This is a genomic window from Actinomadura luzonensis, assembly GCF_022664455.2.
GTDB classification, from domain to species: Bacteria; Actinomycetota; Actinomycetes; order Streptosporangiales; family Streptosporangiaceae; genus Nonomuraea; species Nonomuraea luzonensis.
Genome location: NZ_JAKRKC020000003.1, coordinates 971,484 through 993,245 on the forward strand (window position 1 = coordinate 971,484; position 21,762 = coordinate 993,245).

Annotated in this window: 20 protein-coding genes; 11 read left to right on the forward strand and 9 right to left on the reverse strand. The window is 71.9% G+C overall.

What is annotated here, in order from left to right:
• Together MF672_RS49535 and MF672_RS49540 are read left to right on the forward strand one after the other, a co-directional pair.
• The gene (locus tag MF672_RS49535; RefSeq protein WP_242373025.1) at positions 1–996 is read left to right on the forward strand and encodes a LacI family DNA-binding transcriptional regulator; all 996 of its coding nucleotides are present in this window, start codon (positions 1–3) and stop codon (positions 994–996) included.
• Positions 996–1,718: a hypothetical protein gene (locus tag MF672_RS49540; RefSeq protein WP_242373026.1), complete on the forward strand. Its 723-nt coding sequence runs from the start codon at positions 996–998 to the stop codon at positions 1,716–1,718. The genes MF672_RS49535 and MF672_RS49540 overlap by 1 nt, the downstream gene beginning before the upstream one ends.
• 9 nt (positions 1,719–1,727) lie before the next feature.
• Here MF672_RS49540 and MF672_RS49545 read toward each other — a convergent pair whose 3' ends face one another.
• From MF672_RS49545 to MF672_RS49565, 5 genes are all read right to left on the reverse strand, one after another.
• The gene (locus tag MF672_RS49545) at positions 1,728–3,239 is read right to left on the reverse strand and encodes a glycoside hydrolase family 13 protein (RefSeq protein ID WP_242373027.1); all 1,512 of its coding nucleotides are present in this window, start codon (positions 3,237–3,239) and stop codon (positions 1,728–1,730) included.
• A 4-nt stretch (positions 3,240–3,243) separates the two neighbouring features.
• The gene (locus tag MF672_RS49550; RefSeq protein WP_242373028.1) at positions 3,244–4,176 is read right to left on the reverse strand and encodes a carbohydrate ABC transporter permease; all 933 of its coding nucleotides are present in this window, start codon (positions 4,174–4,176) and stop codon (positions 3,244–3,246) included.
• Complete coding sequence (locus tag MF672_RS49555) at positions 4,173–5,039, reverse strand: carbohydrate ABC transporter permease (protein ID WP_242373029.1); 867 nt, start codon at positions 5,037–5,039, stop codon at positions 4,173–4,175. The genes MF672_RS49550 and MF672_RS49555 overlap by 4 nt, the downstream gene beginning before the upstream one ends.
• Positions 5,040–5,043: 4 nt before the next feature.
• Entirely contained in the window at positions 5,044–6,375 is a 1,332-nt protein-coding gene (locus MF672_RS49560; RefSeq protein ID WP_242373031.1) for an ABC transporter substrate-binding protein, read from the reverse strand.
• A 114-nt stretch (positions 6,376–6,489) separates the two neighbouring features.
• Positions 6,490–7,719, reverse strand: coding sequence for a LacI family DNA-binding transcriptional regulator (locus tag MF672_RS49565; protein WP_302893430.1), 1,230 nt, complete (start codon positions 7,717–7,719; stop codon positions 6,490–6,492).
• Between MF672_RS49565 and MF672_RS49570 the strand changes: the two genes are divergently transcribed.
• A complete protein-coding gene (locus tag MF672_RS49570; RefSeq protein ID WP_242373033.1) occupies positions 7,718–10,987 on the forward strand; it encodes a discoidin domain-containing protein in 3,270 nt (1,089 codons plus the stop codon). The genes MF672_RS49565 and MF672_RS49570 overlap by 2 nt on opposite strands.
• A 7-nt stretch (positions 10,988–10,994) precedes the next feature.
• Here MF672_RS49570 and MF672_RS49575 read toward each other — a convergent pair whose 3' ends face one another.
• Positions 10,995–11,867 (reverse strand): sugar kinase, encoded by an 873-nt coding sequence (locus tag MF672_RS49575; RefSeq protein WP_242373034.1) that lies wholly within the window; start codon positions 11,865–11,867, stop codon positions 10,995–10,997.
• Positions 11,868–12,056: 189 nt separating this feature from the next.
• Here MF672_RS49575 and MF672_RS49580 point away from each other — a divergent pair, with 189 nt between their 5' ends.
• From MF672_RS49580 to MF672_RS49595, 4 genes are all read left to right on the forward strand, one after another.
• Positions 12,057–12,797, forward strand: a complete 741-nt coding sequence (locus MF672_RS49580) for a hypothetical protein (RefSeq protein ID WP_242373035.1) — start codon at positions 12,057–12,059, stop codon at positions 12,795–12,797.
• Positions 12,798–12,948: 151 nt separating this feature from the next.
• Positions 12,949–13,668: a DUF4344 domain-containing metallopeptidase gene (locus MF672_RS49585; RefSeq protein WP_242373036.1), complete on the forward strand. Its 720-nt coding sequence runs from the start codon at positions 12,949–12,951 to the stop codon at positions 13,666–13,668.
• A gap of 31 nt (positions 13,669–13,699) precedes the next feature.
• Positions 13,700–14,407 carry a maleylpyruvate isomerase family mycothiol-dependent enzyme gene (locus MF672_RS49590; RefSeq protein WP_242373037.1) on the forward strand — a complete coding sequence of 236 codons (708 nt, stop codon included), beginning with the start codon at positions 13,700–13,702 and terminating at the stop codon, positions 14,405–14,407.
• 15 nt (positions 14,408–14,422) lie between these two features.
• Positions 14,423–14,689 (forward strand): DUF6343 family protein, encoded by a 267-nt coding sequence (locus MF672_RS49595; RefSeq protein ID WP_242373038.1) that lies wholly within the window; start codon positions 14,423–14,425, stop codon positions 14,687–14,689.
• On the opposite strand, the gene MF672_RS49600 is transcribed toward MF672_RS49595, so the two are convergent.
• The 3 genes from MF672_RS49600 to MF672_RS49610 form a co-directional block, all read right to left on the reverse strand.
• On the reverse strand, positions 14,660–14,899 hold the full coding sequence (locus MF672_RS49600) for a DUF3040 domain-containing protein (protein ID WP_242373039.1): 240 nt from the start codon (positions 14,897–14,899) through the stop codon (positions 14,660–14,662). The genes MF672_RS49595 and MF672_RS49600 overlap by 30 nt on opposite strands.
• A 105-nt stretch (positions 14,900–15,004) precedes the next feature.
• Positions 15,005–15,250 carry a type B 50S ribosomal protein L31 gene (locus MF672_RS49605; protein WP_242373041.1) on the reverse strand — a complete coding sequence of 82 codons (246 nt, stop codon included), beginning with the start codon at positions 15,248–15,250 and terminating at the stop codon, positions 15,005–15,007.
• Between the two features lie 28 nt (positions 15,251–15,278).
• Positions 15,279–15,782 carry an SDR family NAD(P)-dependent oxidoreductase gene (locus tag MF672_RS49610; RefSeq protein ID WP_242373042.1) on the reverse strand — a complete coding sequence of 168 codons (504 nt, stop codon included), beginning with the start codon at positions 15,780–15,782 and terminating at the stop codon, positions 15,279–15,281.
• Between the two features lie 188 nt (positions 15,783–15,970).
• Between MF672_RS49610 and MF672_RS49615 the strand changes: the two genes are divergently transcribed.
• The 4 genes from MF672_RS49615 (at position 15,971) to MF672_RS51735 (ending at position 21,717) form a co-directional block, all read left to right on the forward strand.
• Complete coding sequence (locus tag MF672_RS49615; RefSeq protein ID WP_242373043.1) at positions 15,971–17,170, forward strand: MFS transporter; 1,200 nt, start codon at positions 15,971–15,973, stop codon at positions 17,168–17,170.
• Positions 17,171–17,338: 168 nt separating this feature from the next.
• Positions 17,339–19,180 (forward strand): DNA helicase RecQ, encoded by a 1,842-nt coding sequence (recQ, locus tag MF672_RS49620; protein WP_242373044.1) that lies wholly within the window; start codon positions 17,339–17,341, stop codon positions 19,178–19,180.
• A gap of 761 nt (positions 19,181–19,941) precedes the next feature.
• Positions 19,942–20,562 carry a TetR/AcrR family transcriptional regulator gene (locus MF672_RS49625; RefSeq protein WP_242373046.1) on the forward strand — a complete coding sequence of 207 codons (621 nt, stop codon included), beginning with the start codon at positions 19,942–19,944 and terminating at the stop codon, positions 20,560–20,562.
• A 243-nt stretch (positions 20,563–20,805) separates the two neighbouring features.
• Positions 20,806–21,717 (forward strand): LysR family transcriptional regulator, encoded by a 912-nt coding sequence (locus MF672_RS51735; protein WP_302893431.1) that lies wholly within the window; start codon positions 20,806–20,808, stop codon positions 21,715–21,717.
• Positions 21,718–21,762 lie beyond the last annotated feature (45 nt).

Here is a 21,762-nt window from a genome sequence, read left to right on the forward strand (position 1 = left end):
ATGAGACGCCCGACCCTGGAGGCGGTCGCCGCCCGGGCGGGCGTCTCGCGGGCCACTGCCTCCCGCGTCGTCAACGGGCAGACGACGGTGGCCCCCCACATCCGCGACGCCGTGCTGCAGGCCATCGACGAGCTGGGCTACGTCCCCAACTCGGCGGCGCGCAGCCTGGTCACCCAGCGCACCGACTCGATCGCGCTGGTCATCAGCGAGCCCGGCACCAGGGTCTTCTCCGAGGACCCGCTGTTCTCGACGGCGATCAGGTCGGCCTCGATGGAGCTGGAGGCGGCCAACAAGCAGGTCGTGCTGATGCTGGCGTCCAACGCCAAGAGCCACGCCCGGGTGGAGCGTTACATCGCGGGCGGGCACGTCGACGGGGTCATGCTCATCTCGATGCACGGGGCCGACCCGCTGCCGGCCGCGCTGTCGCGGCTGCGCGTGCCGGTGGTGTCGTACGGGCGGCCGGCGGTGCCGGTGGACATCCCGTTCGTCGACAACGACAACGTGGGCGGCGCGGAGGCCGGCGTCCGGCGGCTGGTGGAGATCGGCCGCCGCCGCATCGCCACGATCGCGGGCCCCCAGGACATGATCGCCGGTCAGGACCGCCTGGCGGGCTACCGCAACGTGCTGCGCGACTCCGACCGGCGCTCGATCGTCGCGGTGGGCGACTTCACCCGCGAGTCGGGCGCGATCGCGATGCGCCAGCTCCTCGGCGACGACCCGTCGCTGGACGCCGTCTTCGTCGCCAACGACCTGATGGCGGTGGGCGCGCTGCAGTCGTTGCGCCAGGCGGGGCGGCGGGTGCCCGACGACGTGGCGGTGGTCGGCTTCGACGACATCGAGGCCGCCAAGTACACCGAGCCGCCGCTGACCACGCTCCGCCACCCGGTGATCGACCAGGCGGCGGCGATGGTGAAGCTGCTGCTCGGCCTGTTCGACGGCGGCCCGGCCGACCCGGTCATCCTGCCGACCGAGCTGGTGATCCGCGAGTCGGCCTGATGGCGGCGGAGGCGGTGCCCGCGGGGGCGGTGGCCGCGGGGGCGGTGGCCGCGGGGGCGGTGGCCGCGGCCGTGGCGGTGGCGCGGGAGCACGGGGTGCGGGTGGAGCGGCCGGTGGTGCTCAACGACTCGTTCAACGTGCGGGTGCACCTGCGGCCGGCGCCGGTCGTGGCGCGGGTGCCGACCGTCACCGCGTACGGGCGGGAGCGGCCGGCGGAGGTGCTGCGGCGGGAGCTGGCGGTCGTCGCGTGGCTGCACGCGGCGGAGGCGGCGGTGGTGCCGCCGAGCGGGCTGCTGCCGCCCGGGCCGCACCTGCGGGACGGGTTCGCCGTGTCGTTCTGGACGCACGTCGAGCACGACCCGGGGCGGGTGGTGCCGGCGGAGACGGCCGGGCGGTCGCTGGCCGAGCTGCACGCGGCCCTGCGGGGGTACCCCGGGGAGCTGCCGTACCTGTGGCCGGTCAGGGAGGAGACGGCGCGGCTGCTGGAGCTGCTGGACGGGCGGATCGACCCGGGCGCGCACGCGCGGCTGGACGGGCGGGCGGCTGTGCGCGCCTACGGCGCCGACCCCGGTGATCCGGGGCTGGCGCCGTTCGTGGCGGCCCGCGCGTTGCAGGGCACGTTGTGGCTGCTGGTGCGCGCGCTGCGGCTGCCCAGGTACGCGCCGGAGGCCCGGCACGCCCTGGAGGCGTGGCTCCGCGACCCCGGCGGAGCCACGCGCTGACGGCCGGGCTCAGTCCATGAGCCACACGGTGGTGTCGGCGGGCAGGCCGCCGTCCTCCAGGGGGCCGCTGGCCAGCAGGAGCCGGCCCTCGGGCAGCGGCACCGGGGCCGGGCCCAGGTTGGTGACGCTGGTCAGGCCCGAGTCGCGGCGGAAGGCCAGCACCTGCTCGCCGAGCGGCAGCCAGGTCAGGGTGCCGTCGCCGAGCGAGTCGCGCCGGACGCGCAGCGCCTCCCGGTACAGGTTGAGCATCGAGCCGAGGTCGGTGCGCTGGGCCTCGGCGGTGAGCTTGCGCCAGCTCTCCGGCTGCGGCAGCCACGGCGTGCCCGCGCCGAAGCCGAACGGCGGCTCCTCGCCCGACCACGGCAGCGGGACGCGGCAGCCGTCGCGGCCCGGGTTCGTGCCGCCCGACCTGGCGTACATCGGGTCCTGGCGCTGGTCGTCCGGCAGGTCCTCGACCTCGGGCAGGCCCAGCTCCTCGCCCTGGTAGACGTAGACCGAGCCGGGCAGCGCCATCGCCAGCAGCGCCGCCGCCCGCGCCCGCCGGTAGCCGAGCTCCAGGTCCGACGGCGTGCCGTGCAGCCGGCCGCCGTGCTCGAACGTCGTGTCAGCGCGGCCGTAGCGGGTGACCGGGCGGGTCACGTCGTGGTTGGACAGCACCCAGGTCGGCGGGGCGCCGATCGGGGTGTGCGTGGCCAGGGTGAGGTCGATGACGCGGCGCAGCTCGGCGGCCTCCCAGGGGCAGGACAGGAAGTCGAAGTTGAACGCCGTGTGCAGCTCGTCCGGGCGCAGGTAGCGGGCGAAGCGCTCCTGGTCGGGCAGCCAGACCTCGCCGATGAGGACGCGCTCGCCGTACTCGTCGGCGATCTCCCGCCAGCGCCGGTAGACGTCGTGGACGCCGTCGAGGTCCTCGTAGGCGTCGTCCGACTTGAACAGCAGCGCCGCCGAGTCGATGCGGAAGCCGTCCACGCCGCGCTCGAACCAGAAGCGCAGCACGTCCTCGAACTCCTGGTGGACCTCCGGGTTGGCCCAGTTGAAGTCGGGCTGTTCCGGGGCGAACAGGTGCAGGTACCACTGGCCGTCCGGGACCTGGGTCCAGGCGGGGCCGCCGAAGATGGACCGCCAGTCGTTGAGCGGCCGGTCGGCGAACCAGAACCGGTCCCGGGCCGCCGGGTCCGCCAGCGCCTGCTTGAACCAGGCGCTCTCGGTGGAGCTGTGGTTCGGGACGACGTCGATGATGACCTTGATGCCGAGCCGGTGCGCCTCCTCGATGAACGTCTCCGCCTCGGCGAGCGTGCCGAAGACCGGCTCGATGTCCCGGTAGTCGGCCACGTCGTAGCCGCCGTCGGCCATCGGCGAGGGATACCACGGGTTGAGCCAGATGGCGTCGATCCCCAGGTCCTTCAGGTAGGGCAGGCGGGAGCGCAGGCCGGCGAGGTCGCCCACCCCGTCGCCGTTGCCGTCGGCGAAGCTACGCAGGTAGACCTGGTAGATCGCGGCCCCCCGCCACCACGTTTGCGACATGCGCTCATCCCTTGATGCTTCCGGCGGTGAGTCCCGCCATGATGTGCCGTTGGAAGACGAAGAAAACGATGATCATGGGGATGCTGGCGATCACCAGACCGCCCATGACCTGGTTCTGGGTCACCGCTCCCGCGGTCTGCGACAGGCCCACGCTGATCGTCATCTTCTCGCTGTCGGTCATGACCAGCAGCGGCAGGACGAAGTCCTTGAACGCGGTGACGATCGTGAAGATCGACGTCACGCCGAGGATGGGCCGGGAGACCGGCAACACGACCGACCACAGCGTGCGCAGCGGGCCCGCGCCGTCGATCTGCGCGGCCTCGATCAGCTCGCGGGGGATGGAGTCGAAGAACCGTTTGAGCAGGAAGATGTTGAAGCCGTTGGCCGCCGCGGGGAACCACAGCCCCCAGGGGTTGTTCAGCAGTCCCAGGTCCACGATCGTCACGTAGAGCGGGATGAGGATCACCATCGGCGGGATCATCAGCGTGGCCAGCATCGCGCCGAGGATCACGGTGCCGAACATCGGGCGCAGCTTCGACAGCGCGTACGCCGCCGCCACGTCCACCGCCATGGAGAACAACCAGGCGCCGAAGGCGTAGAACGCGGTGTTCTTCAGCAGCGTGCCGATGTCGAACAGGTCCCACGCCTCGAAGAAGTTGCCCAGCGTCGGGTCCTTGGGGACCAGCGTGGGCGGCATCTCGGCGATCTCGTCCGGCGTCTTCATCGCGCCGGTGATCATCCAGTAGAGCGGGAAGACGAAGGCCAGCGTGAACAGCACGATGACCGAGACCAGCACCAGCCAGTAGATCCGCCGCCCCCACCTGCTGTTGAGCTGGTGCGGCGACACGATCGTGCGGAACTGCACCTGGATCGGCTTCGGTTCGCGGCGCTTCCCACGCCGGCGACCGGTGGCCGCCCGCGCACCGACCGAGATCATGCCTGGTCCTCCCGGGTGGTGCGGAGCTGGAAGGCGGCGAAGACGAGCAGCGCGAGCATGAGCATCATGCCGAGCGCGCCGGCCTGGCCGTAGTTCATCTGCGAGAAGGCGAACTGGTACATCAGGTACGCCACGCTGACGGTCGCGTTCTCCGGGCCGCCGCCGGTCAGCATGTACGGCTCGATGAACACCTGCATGGTCGCCACGATCTGCAGCATGAGCATGAGCAGCAGGATCAGCTTCGTCTGCGGGATCGTGACGTGCCTGACGCGCTTGAGGATGCCGGCCCCGTCGAGCTCGGCGGCCTCGTACAGCTCGGGCGGGATGTTCTGCAGCGCGGCCAGGTAGATCAGGGTCGCGCTGCCCATGTTCATCCAGGTCGAGACGAGCACCAGCGAGATCAGCGCCGTCGAGGAGCTGTCCAGCCAGGCGAGCGTCGGCAGGTGGAAGAAGTCGAGTACCTGGTTGAACAGCCCGGGCCCGGGATCGTAGAACCACCGGAACAGCAGCACCGCGACGATCGGCGGCAGCATGACCGGCAGGTAGACCACGAACCTGAGGTAGGCCCGGGCGTGGCGCAGCTCGTTCAGCACGAGCGCGACGACGAACGGGACGGCGTAGCCGCACAGCAGCGCGAGGACGGTGAACTCGACGGTGTTCAGCCACGCCTCGCCGAAGGCCGGGTCGGCGACGGCCGCCTTGAAGTTGTCCAGGCCCACCCATTCGGGCGGGTTGATCAGATCGGTCTTCTGGAAGCTCAGCACGAACTCCCTGACCATCGGATACCAGGCGAACACCGCGAAGCAGAACAGCGCCGCGCAGAGGAACCCGTAGGCCGTCAGGTTGCGCCTCAAGATCCCCATGTGGTCAGCCCTTGGCCGCCAGCATCGCGTTGGCCTTGGTCTCGGCGTCCGCAAGCAGCTGGTCGACGCTGGCGTCCTTGCGGCTCAGCACGCCGGACATGGCCACGTCGAGGATCGCGTACAGCTCCTGGGCGTGCAGGGGCTCGGCCTTCGGCGGGACGGTCGCGGCGGAGTCCACGTAGGTCTGGTAGTTCTCGACCGGCAGCGAGGCGTTCTTCACCCGGTCCGCCTGGATGGCCTTGCCGGTGGGCGAGTCGCCGTAGACCGCGTTGTCGGGCACGCCGACGGGGTTGCCGATCGCCTTGCCGCGGGCGAAGTCGAAGCGGCCCTTGCCGACGGTGTTGAAGCGGAAGTCGATCCACTCCATGCCGGCCTTGGCCTGCTCGGGCGTGGCCTTCGGGTTGATCATGTACGCCTCGCCGCCGCTCAGCGACGCCTTGGCCTCGGGGAAGCCGGTGATGCCGTAGTCGTCGACCTTGCCCTTGAACTTGGTGACGACGTCGGTGACCACGTCGGGCGCGCCCAGCATCATGCCGACCTTGCCGCTGCCCATGGCCATCATGAGCGACTCCCAGCCGACCAGCAGCTTGCTGCCCATGCTGTTGTCGACCCAGCGCATGTCGTGCAGGTTCTGCAGCACGGCCTTGCCCTCGGGCGAGTTGAAGGCGGCCTTCTTGTTGTCGTCGGTCAGGACGCTGCCGCCGCGGCCGTAGATGGCCTGGGTGAAGTGCCAGCCGCCGGTGTTGCCGCCGGAGTACTCGCCGTAGCCGACGTAGCCGGCGCCGAGGCCGGCGATCTTCTTGGCCGCCTCGCGGACCTCGGCCCACGTCCTGGGCGGGGTGTTGGGGTCGAGGCCGGCCTTGGTGAACAGGGCGCGGTTGTAGACCAGGCCGACGCTGTAGTGCACGTTGGGGACGCCGTAGGTCTTGCCGTCCTTGACGAGCAGCTCCCGGTGGTCGGGGCGCAGGTCGTTCCAGTTCTTGATCAGGCTGGTGTACTGCGTGATGTCCAGGGCCTGGCCCTGGGCGATGACGTCGCCGTAGTTCGTCATGGGCACCACGAAGACGGTCTCCATCTGGCCGCCGGCCAGCTTGGGCCCGAACGTCTTGGGGTCGAAGCACGGCTGCTGGTCGGTGCTCTTGACCGTCACGCCGGGGTGCGCCTTCATGAACGCGGCCACGTCGTCGTCCCAGGCCTGCCGGTCCTTGGGCGCGGTCTTGGCGGGCTGGCAGGCGACCGTGATCGTCACGTTGGCCGCGCCGCCCGACGCCGAGGACTGGGGCGACTCGCCGGAGCCGCAGGCGGTGGCCGAGATGCCGAGCGCGGTTACGAGCAAGAGTCCGGTGGATCTCCGCATGGTCTGACCCTTCTGATGCGAGGTGCCCACACCATAGGATCAGCGACCAAAGTGCGCAATATTTCGACGTCGGATTGCAAGATAACGACTATGTTACGCAGGGCCACGGGCGGTTGAGGCGCGCACCACCAGCTCCGGCTCGAACAGCAGCTCGTCCGCCGGGACCACCGCCTTGTCGATCTGCGCCACCAGCAGGTCCACCGCGGCCCGGCCCATCGCGTCGATCGGCTGGCGGACCGTGGTGAGCGGCGGCTCGGTGCAGTTCATCAGCGCCGAGTCGTCGAAACCGATCACCGAGATGTCGGCGGGGACGGTCATCCCGGCCCGGCGCGCGGCCCGGACGGTGCCGAGCGCGAGCAGGTCGCTGGCGCAGATCACGCCGGTCACCCCGCGCCTGACCAGGCGCGCGGCGGCCGCGTGCCCGCCTTCGAGGGAGAACATCGTGTGCTCGACCAGGTCGCCGTCGCCGCCCTCGGCGAGGAACGTCTCCAGCTTGCGCCGCGAGGGCATGTGGTCCTTCGGCCCGAGCACCATGCCGACGCGCTCGTGCCCGAGCGCGCGCAGGTGGGCGAGCGCCATCTCGGCGGCCACGGCGTCGTCGCAGGAGACCTGGGGGAAGTCGAGGTGCCGGACGGCCGCGTTGACCAGGACGGTCGGCAGCCCGCGCTCGTGCAGCAGCTCGTAGTGCCCGTGCGCGGCGTCGGCCTGGGCGTACAGGCCGCCGGCGAAGACCACGCCGCTGACCTGCTGCTGGAGCAGGAGGTCCACGTAGTCGGCCTCGGAGACGCCGCCGACCGTGCGGGTGCACAGCACCGAGGTGAAGCCCTGCTGGGCGAGCGCGCCGCCGACCACTTCCGCGAAGGCGGGGAAGATCGGGTTCTGCAGCTCGGGCAGCACCAGGCCGACCAGCCGGGCCCGGTCGCCGCGGAGCTGGGTGGGGCGTTCGTAGCCGAGCACGTCGAGGGCGGTCAGCACGGCCTCCCGGGTCGCTTCGGAGACCCCCGGCTTGCCGTTGAGCACGCGGCTGACGGTCGCCTCGCTCACCCCGACTTTCTTGGCCACCTCTGCGAGTCGTCGAGTCATGCGCAAACTATACGACCTGGAGCGCAAGCGCTTGCAACGGCTTACGTCAATCGGACGTTCCCGCTTACACCGGCCCCGAACGCGATTCCCGCCCGGGAGCAGGCCATGACCAGCGTCGATGGCTGCCGTCACACGACTTCTGTCAGTTCGATGTTTGCGAAATACAGTCGAAATATTGCGGCCATCTGCTCGACATCCTATGGTTCGGCCAACTGCCTCACCCGAAGGGCCACCCCCCATGAGAGCTGTCCTAGCCGCCCTTTCGTCAGTCCTCGGCCTCCTCCTCGCCCCGGCCGCCCACGCGGCGGCCGACACGAACCTCGCGGCGGGCAAGCCGGCCACCGCGAGCACCTTCACCGACGTCTACCCGGCCGCCAACGTGACCGACGGCAACCAGGCCACCTACTGGGAGTCGGCCAACAACGCCTTCCCGCAGTGGGTCCAGGTCGACCTCGGCGGCAGCGCGAGCGTCAACAAGCTCGTGCTCAAGCTGCCCAGCGGCTGGCCCAGCCGCACCCAGACGCTGACCGTCCAGGGCAGCGCGAACGGCTCCACGTTCACCACGATCGCCGCCTCGGCCACCTACACCTTCAACCCCACGGCCACCATCACCTTCGCCGCGACCACCACGCGGTACGTGCGCCTGCAGATCACCGCCAACACCGGCTGGCCCGCGGGCCAGCTCGCCGAGTTCGAGGTCTGGGGCAGCGGCGGCGACGGCCCGCCGCCCACCGGCACGAACCTGGCGCTCGGCAGGCCGATCACCGAGTCCTCGCACACCCACACCTACGTCGCCGCCAACGCCAACGACGACAACGTGCAGACCTACTGGGAGAGCGCCGGCTACCCGGGCCAGCTCACGGTCCAGCTCGGCGCGAACGCCGACCTGACCGGCATCACCGTCAAGCTCAACCCCGACCAGGCGTGGGCCCGGCGCACGCAGACGTTCCAGGTGCTCGGCCGCGAGCAGAGCGCGACCTCCTTCACGAGCCTGGCCGCATCGGCGACGTACACCTTCGACCCGGCGACGGGGAACACGGTGACCGTCCCGGTCACCGGCAGGGCCGCCGACGTGCGGCTGCAGTTCACCGCCAACTCGGGCGCGCCGGGCGGGCAGGTCGCCGAGTTCCAGATCTTCGGCACGCCGTCCGCCAACCCGGACCTGACGGTGTCGAACCTGACGGCGAGCCCGTCCGCGCCGGTCGAGACCGACGCGGTCACGCTGTCGGCCACGGTGCGGAACGCGGGCACCGCCGGCTCCGCCGCGACCTCGGTCAACTTCTACGCGGGCACCACCAAGGTGGGCTCCGCCGGCGTGGGGGCGCTGGCCGCGGGGGCGTCGACCACCGTGTCCGCAAATATCGGGACCCGTGATGCGGGGACGTACCAGCTCGCCGCCAAGGTGGACGAGGACGGCAAGGTCGTCGAGCTGAACGAGGCCAACAACGCCACCACCGGCTCGCTCACCGTCAGGCCGGTGGACACCGCCGACCTGGTGGCCTCCCCCGTCGCCTGGACGCCGGGCAACCCGGCCGCCGGCGGCACGGTGACGTTCAGCGTGGCGATCAGGAACCAGGGCACGGTCGCCTCCAGCTCGGCCGCGCACGGCATCACGCTCACCGTCGCCGACGCCTCGGGCACGGTCGTGCGCACCCTGACCGGCTCGGTGAGCGGCGCGATCGCGGCCGGCGCGACCACCGCCCCGGTCACCCTCGGCACCTGGACCGCGGCCAACGGCAGGTACACCGTCAGGACGGTGCTCGCCGACGACTCCGCCGAGCTGCCGGTCAAGCGCGCCAACAACACCAGCGAGCTGCCGCTGTTCGTGGGCCGCGGCGCGAACATGCCCTACGACACCTACGAGGCCGAGGACGCCGTGCTCGGCGGCGGCGCGGCCCGCGTCGGCCCGAGCAGGGACATCGGCACGATCGCCGGCGAGGCGTCCGGCCGCCGCGCGGTCACGCTCAACCAGACCGGCGCCTACGTCGAGTTCACCACCCGCGCCGACACCAACACCCTCGTCACCCGCTTCTCCATCCCGGACGCGGCGGGCGGCGGCGGCATCGACTCCACCATCAACGTCTACGTCAACGGCACGTTCCTCAAGGCGCTCCCGCTGACCTCCCGCTACGCCTGGCTGTACGGCGCCGAGGCGAGCCCGGGCAACAGCCCCGGCTCCGGCGCGCCCCGCCACATCTACGACGAGGCGAACCTGCTGCTCGGCACCACCGTCCCCAAGGGCAGCAAGATTCGGCTGCAGAAGGACGCCGCCAACACCAGCACCTACGCCATCGACTTCGTCGACCTCGAGCAGGCCGCCCCGGCCGCCAACCCCGACCCGGCCAAGTACGCCGTGCCCGCCGGCTTCACTCACCAGGACGTCCAGAACGCGCTGGACAAGGCCCGCATGGACAGCGGCCTGACCGGCGTCTACCTGCCCGCCGGCGACTACCAGACCAGCCAGAAGTTCCAGGTCTACGGCAAGCCCGTCAAGATCGTCGGCGCGGGCCCGTGGTACACCCGCTTCCGCGCCCCCTCCGGGCAGGAGAACACCGACGTCGGCTTCCGCACCGAGGCCTCGGCCAACGGCTCGACGTTCCAGGGCTTCGCCTACTTCGGCAACTACACCTCGCGCATCGACGGCCCCGGCAAGGTGTTCGACTTCTCGAACGTGGCGAACATGACGATCGACAACGTCTGGGTCGAGCACCAGGTCTGCATGTACTGGGGCACCAACACCGACACCATGACGCTGAAGAACTCCCGGATCAGGAACACCTTCGCCGACGGCCTCAACTTCACCAACGGCAGCACCGGCAACCGCGTCACCAACATCGAGACCCGGGCCACGGGCGACGACAGCTTCGCGCTGTTCTCGGCCACCGACAACAACCCCGGCGAGCAGTACGGCAACGTCTTCGAGAACCTGACCTCGCTGCTCACCTGGCGGGCCGCGGGCGTGGCCGTCTACGGCGGCTACGACAACACCTTCAGGAACATCTACGTGGCCGACACGCTCGTCTACTCGGGCGTGACGATCAGCTCGCTGGACTTCGGGATCCCGATGAACGGCTTCGGCGCGAGCCCGCCCACCGTGTTCGACAACATCTCGCTGGTCCGGGCCGGCGGGCACTTCTGGGGGCAGCAGACGTTCCCGGCGATGTGGCTGTTCTCCGCCTCGAAGGTGTTCCAGGGCATCCGCGTCAGCAACCTGGACATCGTCGACCCGACGTACAGCGGGATCATGTTCCAGACCAGCTACTCCAGCCCGACGACGCCGCTGAACCCGATCAAGGACACGGCCTTCACGAACGTGTCGATCAGCGGCGCGCAGAAGAGCGGTGACGCCTTCGACGCCAAGTCCGGCTTCGGGATCTGGGTGAACGAGCTGCCCGAGCCCGGCCAGGGCCCGGCGGTGGGCTCGGCCACGTTCACCGGCCTGCGCTTCAGCAACAACGCGCAGAACATCAAGAACACGACCTCGACCTTCACCCTGACCGTCAACTAGAGCCCGACTAGAGCTCGGCCCTGGTGGGCAACCCCTGCCAGTCGCTGACGCCCGTGACCGCGGCGGCGCTCAACAGCGCCCCGCGGTACAGGCGTTCCTGGGGGGTCAGCCCGTCCAGGGCGGCGCTGATGTAGCCGGCCGCGAACGCCTCCCCCGCGCCCGACGGGTCCACCACCGGCACCTGCCAGCCCTGGACGTCGTAGCGCATGCGGTCGGCGCGCACGCTCGCGCCCTTCGCGCCGCGGTCCACGACGACCTCGCGCTCGGGGGTGAGGGCGGGCTTGACCAGGTCCAGCTCGTCCTGGCGGAGGAAGAGCAGGTGGGCGGCGCAGGCCAGCTCGCTCAGCACCTCCTCGGCCTCGCGCACCGACGACCACAGCTCGGGGACGTACTCGACGGCGAAGGAGATCACCACGCCGGCGTTGCGGGCCGCGCTGACGGCGGCGCGCACGGCGTCCTGGGCGTCGATGCCGAGCGCGGCCGTGACGCCGGTCACGTGCACCATCTTCGCCGCGGCCACCCGGTCGATGGGGACGTTGCCCGGCGACAGGCGCGAGCCGGCCGAGCCGGCGCGGTAGTGCGCGGCGCGCGGCTCCCGGCCGACGCGGCTCTCCCTGAGCAGCAGGCCGGTCGGCAGCCCGTCGGACACCCGCATGTCGGCGACGTCCACGCCCTCGCCGCGCAGCACCGACACGGCCCGCGCGCCCAGCTCGTCGCCGCCCACCTTGCCCAGGTAGGCGCAGTCGTGGCCGAGCCTGGCCAGCGCCACGGCCAGGGTGAACTCGGGGCCGCACACGTCCAGCCTGGCCTCGCTCTCGTGGCGGACCCGGCCGCTGGTGACGACGCCGAGCGGCTCGCCGAGCGTGTAGACGTCCGTCATGGGTGAGACTGTAGTGGGTCAAGTGGTACCAAAACGGATTTTTCCGTATAAGCCCAGGTTAAGACCGTGATCAAATATTTTTCGTAACTTTAGCCAACCTTTTCCCCATCTGGTGCCTCAAAGTAGTAGAGGGAGTCAGCCACCCCGGGCTGGCTCTTAAGCGATACGGGGAGAGGAATCAGCACCCTCATGAGAAAGATCGCTCTGGGATTCGTCTCCGCCCTCGTGGGCGGGGCCATGCTCGTGACGGGGGCGGGGGCCGCCTCCGCCACCACCACCAAGGCGGACACCAGGCTCTACATCCGTAGCATCACGCCGAACCCGGTCGTGGTGAAGAAGGGTGAGGAGACCACCGCCTACATCCACGTCCGGGCCGGCTCGGACGTCAAGAAGGTCGAAGTCTCCGTGGCGCCGGTCGACGGCCCGCGGACGTTCGCCGCCAAGTCCGTCAAGCCGCTGGAGAGCTGGCGCTTCTCCGTCGGCTTCACCGACGCGGACGCGGCCGGCAAGTGGAAGGCCACCGCCGTCGCGTTCGACGACGCCGGCAAGCAGGTCGCGACGGACGACGCGTACTTCGCGGTCGAGCTCGCCAAGACCAAGGCCGACACGCGGATCTCGCGCTTCAGCGCGGAGCCGTACAAGGTCCGCAAGGGCAAGTCGATCTACTTCTCCGGCCGGCTCCTGGTCGACGACGACAGCTGGGAAGGCGTTCGCGGCGAGAAGGTGAACGTCTACTACAGGGCCAACGGCAGCAACACCTGGAAGTGGGTCACCTCCGCGACCACGAAGTGGAACGGCAAGTTCTTCGCCAAGACCAAGGCGTACCGGAGCGGCTGGTTCCGCGCTTCGTACGCGGGCAGTGACGAGCTCAACAGCTCCACGAGCCGCCCCGACTACGTGCGGGTCTACGGCTCCTGGTGGCGTCACTGATCCTTGGTGATCATCAGCGGCACGGCTGAGGCCCGGTCCCCTCGTGGGGCCGGGCCTCCGGCTTTTTACCCGCCGGCAGGTTTAGCGATCACTTGATCGCCGCATGGTAGGTCCCATTGCCGCGACCGTTCCGCCGGAAGGAGCCCTCCGTATGCCGCATCCCCTCGTCGCCCTGGCCCTGAGCACGGCGAGCGCGCTGGGAGCGGCCCCCTCACCGGCCCCCGCCGAGACCCCCGCCGTGCGGTACGAACCCGCCGGCTCGCCCCGCGCCGAGCAGGCCAGGCGGCTGCTCAGGGAGAGCGAGGCGCTGCGCACCCGGATCCGGCTGCCGCAGCCGGTCGAGGTCGTCGCCCGTGACTGCGCCGGGCCGCCCGCCTCCTGGGACGCCGCGCAGCGCCGCATCACGCTCTGCTACGCCGGCGTCGACCGGCTGCGTCGCACGCTGACCGGCATCGCCGAGACCGAGGAGGCCGACGCCCGCACCGCCGGCCGCCGCCTCGACGCCGCGCTGAGCGTGCTCTTCCACCACCAGCTCGGCCACGCGCTCGGCACGCTCAACGGCCTGCCCGACGCCGAGGACCAGGCCGACCGGCTCGCCGCGCTCACGCTGGCCGCCGACCGGCCCGCCCGCGCGGTGCCCGCCGCCGAGGCCCGCCACCTGCTCGCCGCCGGGCACGACGGCCTGACCGGGCACCCGGAGGGGGCCGAGGAGTCGGCCACGTTCGCCTGCCTGCTGTACGGGGCCGACCCGGCCGCGAACGCCGCCATCGCCAAGGGCGGCTGGGTGCCGGCCCAGCGGGCGCCCTCGTGCGCCGCCGAGTACGGGCGGGTCAAGGCCGCCGCGGGTTCACTGGTTGTCAAGGAGCCGTGAAAAGTCGGACAACAGGGGTAGCGTCCGGAGTATGGCTGAGGACGATCTGTTGCGAGACTTCGACCCGTTCGACATCTTCGACACCGAGGCCGCCAGGCTCGACCGGCACTTCGCCGGCCTGGACGAGAGCGGCTGGCTGCGGCCGTCCCGCTGCGAGGGGTGGAGCGTCCGCGACGTGCTGGCGCACCTGGCGGGCGAGGAGATGTACAACCACGCCTGCCTGGACGGCACCGTCCAGGACCTGATGGGCCGGCTCGCCGCCGAGGGCATCACCGGGTACAACGAGTTCAACGAGTGGTCGGTGCGCCGCCGCCGCGACCTGCCGGTCGAGGAGGTCCTCCAGGAGTGGCGCACCCAGAACGGCGAGACCCGGCGGCGCATGCGCGAGCTGGGCCCCGGCGCGACGCTCCAGACCATGGCCGGGCCGTACCCCAACGGGCACCAGGCCTTCCACTACGACTCCGAGTACGCCACGCACGCCGACGACGTCGGGGCTCCGGTCGCCGACGACGAGGCGGACGCGCGGACGTTGTGGCGGGTCGCGGTCGGCCGCTTCGCGCTGGCCGAGCGGGACTCGAAGGTGCAGGTCGAGCAGACGGCCGAGCAGGTCTGGGTGGCCCTGGAGGACGTGACGGCGACGCTGTCGTACCCCGAGTTCGTGGCCGCCACGGTGGGCCGGCTGCCCGCCTCGCACGGGCTCGACCCGCGCCTCGCCTCGGCCCTGAGGTGCCTGGCCTAGGAGAGGGGGCTCGTCATGTGGCTGCGCGACCGCGCGGGAACGGAGCCGACGACCGCGCGCAGCCCGCTGCGCGCGCGGCGCGTGCTGTCGCTGGTGGCGCTGGTGCTCGGCGTCGCCGCGGCGGTGTTCTTCGTGACCCGCGCCATGAGCACGGGCGAGGACGTCTGGAAGTGGGAGGCGGCCGTCGCGGCGGCGGTGGCGGTCATCGCCGCCGCCGACCTGGTCGTCCTGCGGCGCCACCGCGCGGGACGATCAGGTGGTCAGGACCGCGACCAGCAGTAACACGATCACCAGGGCGCCGACCGCGAAGATCACCCATACGTGGGCCAGCGCCCACATCCGCAGGCGCTCCCCGTAGGGCTCCTGCGGAAGGCCGTCACCCGCCTCGATCCTGTTGATGGCCGCCACGCGCCGGGCCAACTCGGGATCCTCCCGCTCCAGGGCCTGCTCGATCTGGGCGAGTATGCGGCGTTCCCTTCCAGACAGACCCATCGACTCCACCACTGCTTTTACGCCGGTGGAGGACTTTTACCCGGCGGTAGCCCCGGCATGCCCGCCACTTGACCGCACTTCGGCGGGCACGGGGGCGTCAGGCGCTCAGGCGCGGCCGTAGCGCTGCTTGAAGCGCTCGACGCGGCCGGCGGTGTCGAGGATGCGGCCCCGGCCGGTGTAGAAGGGGTGGCTGGCCGACGACACGTCCACGTCGACGACCGGATAGGTCCGGCCGTCCTCCCATTCGACGGTCCTGTCGCTGGACAGGGTCGAGCGGGTGAGGAAGGCGAAGCCGACGCTGGGGTCGCGGAAGACCACGGGACGGTAGGCGGGGTGCAGGTTCTTCTTCATGCCCCTCTCAACCGGGTGGCAACGGTTTTCATTCCCTGGCTTCGGGGTCGAGGCCGAGCACCGTCCTGCCGCCGTCCACGGGCACGGTCGCGCCGTTGACGAAGGCCGCCTCGTCCGACAGCAGGTACGCCACGACCGCCGCCACCTCGGCGGGCTCGGCCACCCGGCCCAGCGGGTGCAGCACGGCGAGCTGACGCTCGACGGCCGCCGCCTCCGCCGGGTCCAGCGAGGCCAGGAAGTCGCGGTAGCGCCCGGTCGCCACCGTCCCCGGCGCCACGGCGTTGACCCGGATGCCGCGCCTGCCGTACTCGATGGCGAGCGCCCTGGTCAGGCCCTCGGTGGCGGCCTTGGCCGTCGCGTACGGCAAGCTGCCCGGCACCGGGCGCGCCGCCTGGTGGGAGGTGACGTTGACGATCGCGCCCGGCCCGCCGGCGGCGAGGAAGGCCCGCACGGCGGTGGCGCAGCCGACGACGGCCAGGTCCAGGTTCGCCGCGATCAGCGCCCGGACCTCGGCGACCGGCGCGGAGTGCACGGAGGCGTCGCGGAAGACGCGCGGCGGCGTCGCGCTCGACGGCGACCACCGTGCCGCCTCCGTCGCGCAGCCGCTCGGTCACCGCCCTGCCGATGCCGCGCCCGCCGCCGGTGACCACGTAGGAGAAGCTCATGCCCCGACGCTACCCACGAAGATCGCCGAACGGGCGGGGGGTTAGCCTGGATCGGGTGATCGACGACCTTCCTCCAGGAGCGCGCGCCCGCATGGTGGCCGCGCTCGCGATCACCCAGACCGCCGGCTACGGCGTGCTCTACTACGCCTTCTCCGTGTTCATCCCGCCCATGTCGCGCGACCTGGACGCCGGGGTCGCCCAGCTCACCGGGGCGCTCACGCTGTCGGTGCTGATCTCGGGCGCGGTGGCGCCGCTCGTCGGGCGGTGGCTGGACCGGCGCGGGGCGCGCGGCCTGATGACGGCCGGGTCGCTGCTGGGGGCGGCGGCGGTGCTGGCCTGGTCGCAGGTGCGGACCGTCGGGCAGCTGTACCTGGTGTGCGCGGCGCTCGGGGTCGCGTCGGCGGCGGTGCTGTACGAGGCCGCGTTCGCGGTGATCGTCGCCTGGTTCGACCCGGCGCGGCGGGCGCGGGCGCTGCTGGTCGTCACGGTGGTCGCCGGGTTCGCCTCCAGCGTGTTCCTGCCGCTGACCGGGCTCCTGGTGGACCGGTACGGCTGGCGGACCGCGCTGGTGGCGCTGGCCGCCGGGTACGCGGTGGTCGCCGTGCCGCTGCACGCGTTCGCCGTGCGCGACCGGCGGGGGCCGCCGCACGCGAACCGGGGCGAGATCGTCGGCGCGGCGCTGCGGGAGCGGCCGTTCTGGCTGCTGGCGGCCGGGTTCCTCACCCAGACCGGGGCCGTGTCGGTCATGGGGGTGCTGCTGGTGACGTACCTGATCGCGCTCGGGCACCCGCCGGTGTTCGCGGCGGGCGTGGCGGGGCTGCTCGGGGTGCTGTCCGTCACCGGGCGGCTGGTCACGACCGGCCTGCAGGCGCGGTGGCGGGTGGCGCTCATCACGGCGGCCATGTTCGGGCTGCAGGGGCTCGCGGCGCTGCTGCTGCCGCTCGCCGGGCACAGCACGGCGGGCGCGGTGGGGGCGGTGGTGCTGTTCGGGCTGGGGTTCGGGGTGGCGACCATCGCCAGGCCCGCGCTGATCGCCGACCGGTGGGGCACGGCCGCGTACGCGTCGCTGAGCGGCGCGCTCGCGCTGCCCGTCACGGCGGCCAAGGCCGTCGCGCCGCTGGTGGCGGCCGGGATCGCGGAGGTGGCCGGGTTCCCTGCCGTGATGGGGGTGGTGGCGGCGTGCTGCGCGATCGGAGCGCTGGCGCTGGTGGCCTACGATCGGCAGGGGGACGTGGGCGGCGCGCCCGCCTCCTGACGCCGGCGGCGTACCCGGGCCTCGCGCCCGGCCATCGGCGTCACCGGTGGTCGCGCCCGGCCATCGGCGTCACCGGGGCTCGCGCCCGGCCGCCGTCGGCTCCGGGAGCTCCCGCTCGCCCTCCGCGAACTCACGAACAGTCCGCCCGCGAACACGTAAGGTAGCCACATGGATACCCCCTCCGAGGTTCTGCACCGCGTGTTCGGCTACGACTCGTTCCGGCCCGGGCAGCAGGAGATCATCGACCAGGTCGTGTCCGGCGGCGACGCGCTCGTGCTCATGCCGACCGGCGGCGGCAAGTCGCTCTGCTACCAGATCCCGGCCCTGGTGCGCCCCGGCGTGGGGGTGGTCATCTCGCCGCTCATCGCGCTCATGCAGGACCAGGTCGACGCGCTGCGCGCGCTCGGCGTCCGGGCCGGCTTCCTCAACTCGACGCAGGGTTTCGACGAGCGCCAGCTCGTCGAGGCCGAGTTCCTGTCCGGCGAGCTCGACCTGCTCTACCTCGCCCCCGAGCGGCTGCGCGTCGAGTCCACGATGCGGCTGCTCGCCAAGGGCGAGATCTCGGTGTTCGCCATCGACGAGGCCCACTGCGTGGCGCAGTGGGGCCACGACTTCCGGCCCGACTACCTCGGGCTGTCGGAGCTGCGCGAGCGCTGGCCGGAGGTGCCGCGCATCGCGCTCACGGCCACCGCCACCCCCGCCACGCACGCCGAGATCTCCTCCCGGCTCGGCCTCGACCAGGCCCGCCACTTCGTCGCCAGCTTCGACCGGCCCAACATCCACTACCGCATCACCCCCAAGGCCGAGCCGAAGAAGCAGCTCCTCGACTTCCTGCGCACCGAGCACCCGGGCGACTCCGGCATCGTCTACTGCCTGTCGCGCTCGTCCGTGGAGAAGATCGCCGAGTTCCTGGTGGAGCACGGCATCGCGGCGGTGCCGTACCACGCGGGGCTCGACGCCCGCACCCGCGCCGCCCACCAGGCCCGCTTCCTGCGCGAGGACGGCCTGATCGTGGTCGCCACCATCGCCTTCGGCATGGGCATCGACAAGCCCGACGTGCGCTTTGTCGCCCACCTCGACCTGCCGAAGTCGCTGGAGGGCTACTACCAGGAGACCGGGCGGGCGGGGCGCGACGGGCTGCCGGCCACGGCGTGGATGGCGTACGGGCTGCAGGACGTCGTCCAGCACCGGCGCATGGCCATGGAGGGCGACGACGCGCACCGCCGCCGCCAGGTGCTGCACCTCGACGCCATGCTGGCGCTGTGCGAGACGGCGGGCTGCCGCCGGGTCATGCTGCTCGACTACTTCGGCCAGCAGGGCTCCGAGCCGTGCGGCAACTGCGACACCTGCCAGTCGCCCCCCGAGACCTGGGACGGCACGGTCGCGGCGCAGAAGGTGCTGTCCGCCGTGTTCCGGCTGGCCAAGGAGCGGCGGCAGAAGTTCGGGGTCGGGCAGGTGGTCGACATCCTGCTCGGCAAGAGCACGGCCAAGGTGCTGCAGCACGGGCACGACTCGCTCAGCGTGTTCGGGGTCGGCACCGAGCTGGGCAGCCAGGAGTGGCACGGCGTGGTGCGGCAGCTGCTGGCGCAGGGGCTGCTGGCGGTGGAGTCCGACTACGGGGCGCTGGTCCTGACGGAGGGCAGCGGCGACGTGCTGCGGGGGCAGCGCCAGGTCCTGCTGCGCCGCGACACCCTCCGCCCGCCCCGCACCCGGGGGTCCGGCTCGGGATCCTCGTCCTCGTCGGCGTCGGCGTCCGGCAAGTCGCGGCCCGCGGCCGACCTGCCCGCGGAGGCGGCTCCGATCTTCGAACGCCTCCGCACCTGGCGCGCCAGCGTCGCCAAGGAGCAGGGCGTCCCGGCGTACGTCATCTTCCACGACGCCACGCTCCGCGAGATCGCCACCCGCCGCCCGTCGTCCCTGGCCGAGCTGAGCACGGTGAACGGGGTCGGCGAGAACAAACTGGCCAAGTACGGCGAACAGGTCCTGCAAGCCCTGGAGGAAGCGGAGTAACACCCCCACTGCCCGCCCCGCCTCGCCCGGCCCGCCTCGCCTCGCCCGGCCCGCCCCGCCTCACCCCGCCTCGCCCGGCCCGCAGCGACCCCGGCCCACCCCATGACCATCGCCGGCCGCCCCGACCCCAGCGACCACCAGCCGGCCGCCCCGACCTCAGCGACCACCAGCCGACGCCGCCCTCCGGCTCCAGCCACCGCCAACCGCCGATCACGGACCGCCGATCACGGACCGCCGACTGCCGACACCGACCACCGTTCACCGACCGCCGACCGCCGACCGCCGACCCGAGCCTCACCCACTGCCGACCTCGCGCCGCGCCCGTGCCGCCTCCCGGCGAGCGGCTGCAGCCGCGCTCGGTTCGCGCTGCCTGTCTGATGACTGGGCCCGTGTCTCCAGGGCAGTGGCTTCGGCCGGAGGATGAAGTGGGTAAAGGGTGGTGGTGGCGACGGCCGCACGAAGAACGGTCGTCGCCACCACGTCGCTCGGCCTGGATCCGGCGCTCGCGTGCCGCCGCGCCGTCGCTGGATCGGCCGGACGTGTTTCGGCCCCGAACGGTAGGTCTGTGCCCGCTTACGATCTTCTCACCGGATCGCCCCAACCGGTGCCGGTTTCACGGGTTCACTCATGAGGTCGCCTGTTCTGCCGTACAAGGCAATCGTAAGGGGTCGGGACGAGATGCGCTGGACCGGATGTGGCGGATGAGTTCCCAGGACGAACGGTCTCCTGGCGCTAGCCGACCGGTCTAGTACCATGAGGTCATGGGACGCACCAGCGACGCCAGGGAGAAGATCCTCGCGGCGGCGCGCTCACTGATCGAGCTGCGCGGCTACTCCGCTCTGGGGGTGGCCGAGATCTGCAAGGCGGCCGGGGTGCCCAAGGGCAGCTTCTACTACTTCTTCGAGTCGAAGGAAGCCCTGGCCCTGGCCGTCATCGACGAGCACTGGGCCGCTCAGGAGCGGGCCTGGAGGCAGGTGCTGGCCGAGGAGGTCGAGCCGCTGCACCGGCTGCGGCGGCTGTTCGAGGTGACCCAGGCCGCGCAGCTCGCCGGGCAGCAGAGCTGCGGCACCGTCTCGGGGTGCCTGTTCGGGAACCTCACGCTGGAGCTGAGCAACCAGACCGAGTCGATCCGGGCGAGGCTGCAGGAGATCTTCGAGGCGCAGGCCGGCCTGATCGAGGCGGTCATCGGGGAGGCTCGGGCGCGCGGGGACGTCACCGTCGCCGACGCGCGGGAAGCGGCGCGGTCGGTGGTGGCCCAGCTGGAGGGGCAGGTGCTGTTCGCCAAGCTCTACAACGACACGCAACGGCTCGGGGCCATGTGGACCAACTGCCTGGCCCTGCTCGGCGCCCGCACCTTCGCCGAGGCGCCGATCGGCCTGTGAGCGCAGGCGCGGGCAGGAGGTCGAGAGCGCGCGGGCAGGAGCCCGGCGCCGAGGGCGGAGGCCCGGGGCCGAGGGCTGGGGCCGGCTGACGGCGCGGGAGCCGAAGCCGGCAAGGCCCTGAAACCCCAGGAGCCCCATGCCAAGGGTCCGGTCGGCGGGACCACGGGTCGGTGAGGCTGCAGCCGGCGGGGCTGCGGGGCGGTGGGTGGTAGGGCGGGGCTCTTACCGCCGTAGCATGGCGGTGTGGAGCTGCGTCAGCTGCGGTACTTCGTCGCGGTGGCCGAGGAGCTGAACTTCGGGCGGGCCGCCGGGCGGTTGCTGATCGCCGGCCCATCGTTGTCCCAGCAGATCAAGGCGCTGGAGCGCGATCTGGGGGTGCGGCTGTTCGACCGGGATCGGCGCTCCGTGGCGCTCACCCCGGCCGGTGCCGCGCTGCTGCCCGACGCCCGGGCGTTGCTGGAGCGGGCCGACGCGTTGCGGAACCGGGCGCGCAGGTTGTCCGGCTCGGCGCCGGTCCGGCTCGGGTACGTGAACTGGCTGCCGCCCGACCTGACCACGCGTGCCGCGGCGGCGGCGCAGGTGCATCTGGACGCCTGGGTGGCGCCGTCCCACACGCAGGCGGCCAGGGTCGCCGACGGCGGGCTCGACCTGGCGGTCTGCTGGATCCGCCGGGCCGATCTGGAGCGGCTGGGCCTGCGCGCCCGGCTGCTCGGCGCCGACCGCCTGTACGCGGTGGCGACGGGCCACGACACCGGCCCGGTCAAGGCCGCGGGGACCGCCGTGCTCCTCGACGACGACGCCACTTCCTGGTCGTCGTGGAACGTCTACGCGGAGGAGCTGGCCCGGCGGACTGGGGCCCGCGCGGTGCGCATCTCCGACGGCGGGATCACCGGCCCGGCCTTCTTCGACCACGTACGCCGCAGCCGCCGCCCCGTCGTCAACTCGCCCAAGGGCCAGACCGCCCCGCTGCCGCCGGACCTGGTGCGGCGGCCGGTGGTCGCGCCGGAGGTGTACTGGACGTGGTCCCTGGTGTGGCGGCGGAGCGAGGTCCGCACCTCGGTGCTCGCGGTCGTGGAGGCCCTGCGGGAGGACGGCGACCTGGGCGTCCACGGCCCTGACGCGTGGCTCCCGGAGGACGACCCGCACCGGCGTTAGCCTGCGGTGGGAGCTTTCTCCTACCAGGTAGGAGGTTCCCGGTCC

Bases quoted from the DNA above. Each gene is read 5' to 3' on its own strand.
- MF672_RS49535 (WP_242373025.1), top strand. From the start codon at position 1: ATGAGACGCCCGACCCTGGAGGCGGTCGCCGCCCGGGCGGGCGTCTCG.
- MF672_RS49540 (WP_242373026.1), top strand. From the start codon at position 996: ATGGCGGCGGAGGCGGTGCCCGCGGGGGCGGTGGCCGCGGGGGCGGTG.
- MF672_RS49545 (WP_242373027.1), bottom strand. From the start codon at position 3,239: ATGTCGCAAACGTGGTGGCGGGGGGCCGCGATCTACCAGGTCTACCTG.
- MF672_RS49550 (WP_242373028.1), bottom strand. From the start codon at position 4,176: ATGATCTCGGTCGGTGCGCGGGCGGCCACCGGTCGCCGGCGTGGGAAG.
- MF672_RS49555 (WP_242373029.1), bottom strand. From the start codon at position 5,039: ATGGGGATCTTGAGGCGCAACCTGACGGCCTACGGGTTCCTCTGCGCG.
- MF672_RS49570 (WP_242373033.1), top strand. From the start codon at position 7,718: ATGAGAGCTGTCCTAGCCGCCCTTTCGTCAGTCCTCGGCCTCCTCCTC.
- MF672_RS49565 (WP_302893430.1), bottom strand. From the start codon at position 7,719: ATGGGGGGTGGCCCTTCGGGTGAGGCAGTTGGCCGAACCATAGGATGT.
- MF672_RS49575 (WP_242373034.1), bottom strand. From the start codon at position 11,867: ATGACGGACGTCTACACGCTCGGCGAGCCGCTCGGCGTCGTCACCAGC.
- MF672_RS49580 (WP_242373035.1), top strand. From the start codon at position 12,057: ATGAGAAAGATCGCTCTGGGATTCGTCTCCGCCCTCGTGGGCGGGGCC.
- MF672_RS49585 (WP_242373036.1), top strand. From the start codon at position 12,949: ATGCCGCATCCCCTCGTCGCCCTGGCCCTGAGCACGGCGAGCGCGCTG.
- MF672_RS49590 (WP_242373037.1), top strand. From the start codon at position 13,700: ATGGCTGAGGACGATCTGTTGCGAGACTTCGACCCGTTCGACATCTTC.
- MF672_RS49595 (WP_242373038.1), top strand. From the start codon at position 14,423: ATGTGGCTGCGCGACCGCGCGGGAACGGAGCCGACGACCGCGCGCAGC.
- MF672_RS49600 (WP_242373039.1), bottom strand. From the start codon at position 14,899: ATGGGTCTGTCTGGAAGGGAACGCCGCATACTCGCCCAGATCGAGCAG.
- MF672_RS49605 (WP_242373041.1), bottom strand. From the start codon at position 15,250: ATGAAGAAGAACCTGCACCCCGCCTACCGTCCCGTGGTCTTCCGCGAC.
- recQ (WP_242373044.1), top strand. From the start codon at position 17,339: ATGGATACCCCCTCCGAGGTTCTGCACCGCGTGTTCGGCTACGACTCG.
- MF672_RS49625 (WP_242373046.1), top strand. From the start codon at position 19,942: ATGGGACGCACCAGCGACGCCAGGGAGAAGATCCTCGCGGCGGCGCGC.